The organism is Tersicoccus solisilvae (genome assembly GCF_014643255.1).
Lineage (GTDB): Bacteria > Actinomycetota > Actinomycetes > Actinomycetales > Micrococcaceae > Tersicoccus > Tersicoccus solisilvae.
In genome coordinates, this window is sequence record NZ_BMJI01000011.1 from 85,436 (window position 1) to 91,435 (window position 6,000).

General features: G+C 75.8%; 5 protein-coding genes. All 5 read left to right on the plus strand.

Annotation, left to right across the window (positions count from 1 at the left end; all coding sequences use genetic code 11):
• Window positions 1-133 precede the first annotated feature (133 nt).
• On the plus strand, window positions 134-1,375 hold the full coding sequence (locus tag IEX22_RS09985; protein ID WP_188668238.1) for a ubiquitin-like domain-containing protein: 1,242 nt from the start codon (window positions 134-136) through the stop codon (window positions 1,373-1,375).
• 4 nt (window positions 1,376-1,379) lie between these two features.
• Window positions 1,380-2,258, plus strand: coding sequence for a 16S rRNA (adenine(1518)-N(6)/adenine(1519)-N(6))-dimethyltransferase RsmA (gene rsmA / locus IEX22_RS09990; RefSeq protein WP_188668240.1), 879 nt, complete (start codon window positions 1,380-1,382; stop codon window positions 2,256-2,258).
• 1 nt (window position 2,259) lies between these two features.
• Window positions 2,260-3,258 carry a 4-(cytidine 5'-diphospho)-2-C-methyl-D-erythritol kinase gene (locus IEX22_RS09995; protein WP_188668242.1) on the plus strand — a complete coding sequence of 333 codons (999 nt, stop codon included), beginning with the start codon at window positions 2,260-2,262 and terminating at the stop codon, window positions 3,256-3,258.
• A gap of 52 nt (window positions 3,259-3,310) precedes the next feature.
• Window positions 3,311-5,134: an ABC-F family ATP-binding cassette domain-containing protein gene (locus IEX22_RS10000; RefSeq protein WP_188668244.1), complete on the plus strand. Its 1,824-nt coding sequence runs from the start codon at window positions 3,311-3,313 to the stop codon at window positions 5,132-5,134.
• A gap of 287 nt (window positions 5,135-5,421) precedes the next feature.
• On the plus strand, window positions 5,422-6,000 hold a 579-nt coding region (locus tag IEX22_RS10005), incomplete at its 3' end, for a hypothetical protein (protein ID WP_229659928.1).

The following is a 6,000-nucleotide window of genomic DNA, read 5'->3' on the forward strand; positions in this document are numbered from 1 at the left end:
CATCAGGTCACGATTCGGTTACGGTCGAGGGGAGGGGTGGCCGTGGTCCGCCCCGTGGCCCCCGTCCCGGACCAGCGCCGCCGCAGCGGCCCTCCGGTGGGCGCCATCGTCCGACGCCGGGGGGCACCCGCTCGTGAACATCCGCGTGAACGGCCGCGCGCGCCGGCGCCTCGTCGGCGCGCTCGTCGCCGCCGTCCTCGTCGCCGTGCTGGTCGTCGCCGGCGCCGTCGGCCTCGCCGTCGCCTCGTCCGCGCGCACCGTGACCATCACCGAGGTGGACGGCGCGGACCGACCGACCAGTACCGCCGTGCAGTCCGACGCCGAGCGCGTCGCGGACGTGCTCGCCGAGGCCGGGGTGATCGCCGGCGCCCAGGACGTGGTGGAGCCGGGTCTGGACCGTCCGGTGGGCGACGACGACGCGATCCGCATCACCCGGGCCCGGGACGTGGATGTGACCATCGACGGCCGGCCGCGGCACCTGACGACGCCCTTGCGCACCGTCGGGCAGCTGCTCGGCTCGCTCGGCCTGCCGGCCGGTACCCGGGCCGCCGTGCCCGCGGACCGGGACCTGGCGTCCGTCCCGCGCCCGCTCGTCATCGCCACCCCGAAGAACGTCTCCATCAGCGTCGACGGCCGGACCCGGACCGTGCGCACCGCGGCACCGACCGTGCGGCAGGCCATCACCGAGCAGGGCATCCGGATCGGCCGCCAGGACCAGGTGGCGCCCGACGCGGCGAGCGTGCCGACCACACGCCTGCGCATCACGGTCACCCGGATCGGCACCGGCGCCACGGTGACCGAACGCGAGAGCGTGCCCTGCAGCACCGAGGTGCGCCAGGATCCCGCCCGCCGGAACGATGAGACCGTCGTCCTGCGGGAGGGCGAGCCCGGGGAGATCGTGCGCACCTACGCCGCCCGGACCGTCGACGGTCAGCCGCGTGGTCGGGTGCTCGTCGGCACCGTCACCGTGCGGCAGCCCGTCTCGCGCATCGTCGCCGTGGGCACCCTGGACCGGCCCGGCCAGGACGCGACCCCGTTCGGCCGGCTCACCCCGCCGGGCCCCACCGGACCGGCCGGGGCGCCGGCCGACCCGTCGACGGGCTCGCCCGATCCCACCCGGTCCGATCCCACCCGGTCCGATTCCACCCGGTCCGATTCCACCCGGTCCGATTCCACCCGGTCCGATTCCACCCGGTCCGATCCCACCCGCCCCGTCGAGCCGGCGCCCCCGGCGCCGTCCGCGCCGTCGTCGACCGCCCCGCCCTCCGCGGTTCCGCCGGCGGACCCGGGCACGGACCCCTCGGCGGTGGACCGGCCGGTGCCGAGGCCGGCGTCCGGCCGCGATCAGGCCGGGGCCGCCGCGTCGCTACGATGACTGCATGACCGCTGATCTCCCGGTGCCCGCGGCCGGCTCCACCGCCGGCCTCCTGGGAGCGGCGCAGATCCGTCAGCTCGCGCAGCAGGCCGGCGTGCAGCCGACCAAGACGCTCGGTCAGAACTTCGTCATCGACCCCAACACGATCCGGCGGATCGTCGCCGCCGCGGACGTCGCCGCGGACGAGACGGTGCTCGAGGTCGGCCCGGGCCTCGGCTCGCTCACGCTCGGCCTGCTCGACGCCGCCGCCGCGGTGGTCGCCGTGGAGATCGACCCGGTGCTCGCCGGACAGCTGCCCGGCACGGTGCGCCGGCACCGGCCCGACCGGGCCGTCGCCCTCTCCGTGGTGACCGCCGACGCCGCGAGCGTCACCGGCCTGCCCGGACGGCCCACCGCCCTGGTCGCGAACCTCCCCTACAACGTCGCCGTGCCGGTGCTGCTGCACCTGCTCGAGACCGTCCCCACCCTGACCCACGGCCTCGTGATGGTTCAGGAGGAGGTCGCGGACCGGCTCGCCGCCGGCCCCGGCAGCCGCGTCTACGGGGTGCCCTCGGCGAAGGCCGCGTGGTACGCCCGCGTGCGCCGGGCCGGGACCGTCGGCGCGAACGTCTTCTGGCCCGCCCCGCGGATCAGCTCGGGGCTGGTCGCCTTCCACCGGCAGCCGCCGCCACCGACGACGGCGGACCGGCGCGAGGTGTTCGCCGTCATCGACGCCGCCTTCGCCCAGCGTCGCAAGACCCTCCGGGCCGCCCTGGCCGGGTGGGCCGGCTCACCGGCCGCCGCCGAGACGGCCCTGCGGGCGGCCGGCATCGACCCCGCCGCCCGCGGGGAGACGCTCGACGTCGCTGCCTTCGCCCGGCTCGCCCAGTACCGGGCCGGCTGACGTGCCCACCCCCACCGGCTCGGTCACGGTCAGCGCGCCGGGCAAGATCAACGTCTGCTTCCTCGTCGGCCCCCTGCTGTCGTCGGGCTATCACCGGGTCGCCAGCGTCTACCAGGCGGTCTCGCTGCTCGAGCACGTCACCGCCACCGCGACCGACGAGCCGGGCATCGGGCTGAGCGTGGAGTTCACGCCCGGCAGCGTCCTGGCCGCCCGGGCCCGCCGGCGGGCGGACTCCGGCATCGACCTGCTCGCGGCCATCCCGCGGGACGCCACCAACCTCGCCGCCCGCGCGGCCGCCCTCGTCCTGGCCGCCTCCGACTGGGACGGAGGCGTCCACCTGCACCTGAGCAAGGCGGTGCCCGTGGCCGGCGGGATGGGCGGCGGTTCGGCCGACGCGGCCGCCGCGCTCGTCGCCTGCGACGCCCTGTTCGGCACCGCCCTGGGCTCGCGCGAGCTGGCGCGACTCGGCGAACAGCTGGGTGCCGACGTCCCGTTCGCCCTGCTCGGCGGCGTGGCCGTCGGCCTGGGCACGGGCACCGAGCTGACGCCGGCGCTCGCCCCGGTGCCCTTCCACTGGGTGCTGGTCCCCGCCGACTTCGGCATCTCCACCCCGCGCGCCTTCGCGGCCCTCGACGAGCACCGGCGCGCCGTGACCGGTGGCGCCGGCCCCGACCGGATCCCCGTTCCGGCGGCACCGGCGGACGTGCTGCACGCCCTGCGTGCGGGTGATCCGCAGGGCCTGGCCGCCGTGCTGCACAACGACCTGCAGGAGCCCGCGCTCGGCCTCGCCCCGCAGCTGCGACCGGTGCTCGCCGAGGGCCTGGCCGCCGGGGCGCTCGCCGGCATCGTCTCCGGCTCGGGCCCCACTCTCGCCCTGCTGTGCCTCGACGAGGACGACGCCGAGGCGGTCGCCACCAGCCTCGGTCACCGGGGCATCGATGCGGTGCCGGTCACCGGCCCGGTGACCGGCACCCAGATCCTCTCCCGCACGAGCGGCTGAGGTCCGGCGGCCGTCCCGCCGGGCCCGCCGTCTCGCCTACCCTGGAAGGGATATGGCGCATCTGCTGGGGGCCGAGGCCCTCCATCTCGAGTACCCGACCAAGGTGGTCTTCGACTCCGTGACCCTCGGCGTGGAGGAGGGGGACCGGATCGGCATCGTCGGCCGCAACGGCGACGGCAAGTCGTCGCTGCTCGCGATGCTGGCCCGGCGGCGCGAGCCCGACGGCGGGCGCGTGACCGTCCGGGGCGGCACCCGGATCGGCGTCCTGGAGCAGGCCGACACCCTGCCCGACGACGAGACGATCGGCCACGCCGTCGTCGGCGAGACCCCCGAGCACGAGTGGGCCGGCGACGCGCGCACCCGTGACGTCATCGCCGGTCTGCTCGGCGACCTGCCGTGGGACGCCCGGCTCGGCAGCCTGTCCGGCGGCCAGCGCCGCCGCGTCTCCCTGGCGCGGCTGCTGCGCGGCGACCACGACATCCTCGCCCTCGACGAGCCCACCAACCACCTCGACATGGAGGCCATCACCTGGCTGGCCGGGCACCTCAAGCGCCGGTGGGCGGTCAACGCGGGCGGCCTGCTCGTCGTCACCCACGACCGGTGGTTCCTCGACGAGGTGTGCACCGCCACGTGGGAGGTGCACGACCGGATCGTCGAGCCGTTCGAGGGCGGCTATGCGGCGTACATCCTGCAGCGGGTGGAACGGGACCGGCAGGCGGCGGCGTCCGAGGCCCGGCGGCAGAACCTCGCGCGCAAGGAGCTGGCCTGGTTGCGCCGCGGCGCGCCCGCCCGCACGTCCAAGCCGAAGTTCCGCATCGACGCGGCGAACACCCTGATCGCCGACGTGCCCGAGATCCGCAACCGGGTGGACCTGCAGTCCCTCGCCGTCTCGCGGCTGGGCAAGGACGTCGTCGACCTGCTCGACGTCTCCGTCGCCTACGGCGACCGGGAGGTGCTGCACCGGATCGAGTGGCGGCTCGCCCCGGGGGAGCGGACCGGCATCCTCGGCGTCAACGGCGCCGGCAAGTCCACGCTGCTGGGACTGATCGACGGCGCGGTGGACCCGTCCAGCGGGCGCGTCAAGCGCGGGAAGACCGTCAAGGTCGCCACCCTCACCCAGCGGCTCGACGAGCTGGAGGAGCACCTCGCGGACCCGGTGCGGGTGGTGATCGGGCGGCTGCGCACCACCTACACGCTCGGCACGGGGTCGAAGGCGCAGGAGCTGACGCCCGGGCAGCTGCTGGAGCGGCTCGGCTTCTCCTCCGCCCAGTTGTCGACGCCGGTGAAGGACCTCTCGGGCGGGCAGAAACGGCGGCTCCAGCTGCTGCTCATCCTGCTCGACCAGCCCAACGTGCTGATCCTCGACGAGCCGACCAACGACCTGGACACGGACATGCTGGCGGCGATGGAGGACCTGCTCGACTCCTGGCCCGGCACCCTCATCGTGGTCAGCCACGACCGGTACTTCCTCGAACGGGTCACCGACCAGCAGTACGCGATCCTCGACCGGCGACTGCGGCACCTGCCCGGCGGGGTCGACGAGTACCTGCGGCTGCGGGCCGCCCAGGAGTCGGCGCGGTCCTCGAGCGCCTCTTCCGGCGGCACCCGGTCCGGGTCGGCCGGGTCGACCGGGTCGGCCGCGTCGACCTCGGTGCTCTCCGGCGCGGAGCTGCGGGCGGCGCAGAAGGAACTCGCCGCCATCGAGCGCCGGCTCGGGAAGCTGTCCGAGCAGATCGCGACGCGTCGCACCGCGCTCGCCGACCACGACCAGGCGGACTACGTCGGCCTGGGCAAGGAGATGGCGGTGATCAACGAGCTCGAACAGGAGACGGCCGACCTGGAGGAGCGCTGGCTGGAGCTCGGCGAGGCCCTCTGACGCCGGCCCCGTCGTCGAGAGTGCGGACGTCGCGGTCCCCGTCGCCAGCCCCGTCGCCGAGAGTGCGGACGTCGCGGTCCCCGTCGCCGAGAGTACGGACGTCGCGGTCCCCGTCGCCGAGAGTGCGGACGTCGCGGTCCCCGTCGCCGAGAGTGCGGACGTCGCGGTCACGCACGCCGGATGCGCGCGTCTTCCTCACACTCGGCGTCGGTGTCGACCAGAGGTGTGCGCGTGAAGCCCGGAGGGGCCGATCGGCCGTCCGCCGACGGCCGTGGAAGACTGACCCCATGACGAACGCGGCACCCGCCGGCGCCGGTGAACCGGCGCCCGGCCGGCTGGTGGACGGGGCGGCCAGCCTCGACGAGGTGATCGAACGGTGCCGGGCGCACGGCGTGAGCGTCCTCGGTCTGGCCGCGGGTCCCGGCGGGGCCCTGGGGATCCACCTCGGCGCCCGGGTCCGCGACGACTACCGGCGACGGCTGCGCGAGGCCGGGCTCCGCCTGATCACGGTCACGGCTCCGCCGGACCTGCTCGCCGAACGCCCCGACGAGGGCATCGCCGCCGACGTCGCGGACTATCTGGATCTGGCCGCCGACATCGGCGCCGAGTCGCTGACCCTCACCCTGACCGCCGCACAGACCGTGGCCCGGGTCGCCCAGGGGCCCGACGGCGAGGAGGCCGTCGCGCGCCTGCGGATGCTCGCCGACCGTGCCGCCTCGCTCGACGTCGCCGCCGTGCTGCAGAACGCGCCCGCCGTGCCCGCGATCGGCCAGGTCATCGAGCTCGTCGAACTCCTGCACGCGCAGCTCGCCGCGGCTCCGGTGCCGAGCCCGGCCGGGGCCGGCGCCGCCGCCGGCGCTCCCGCG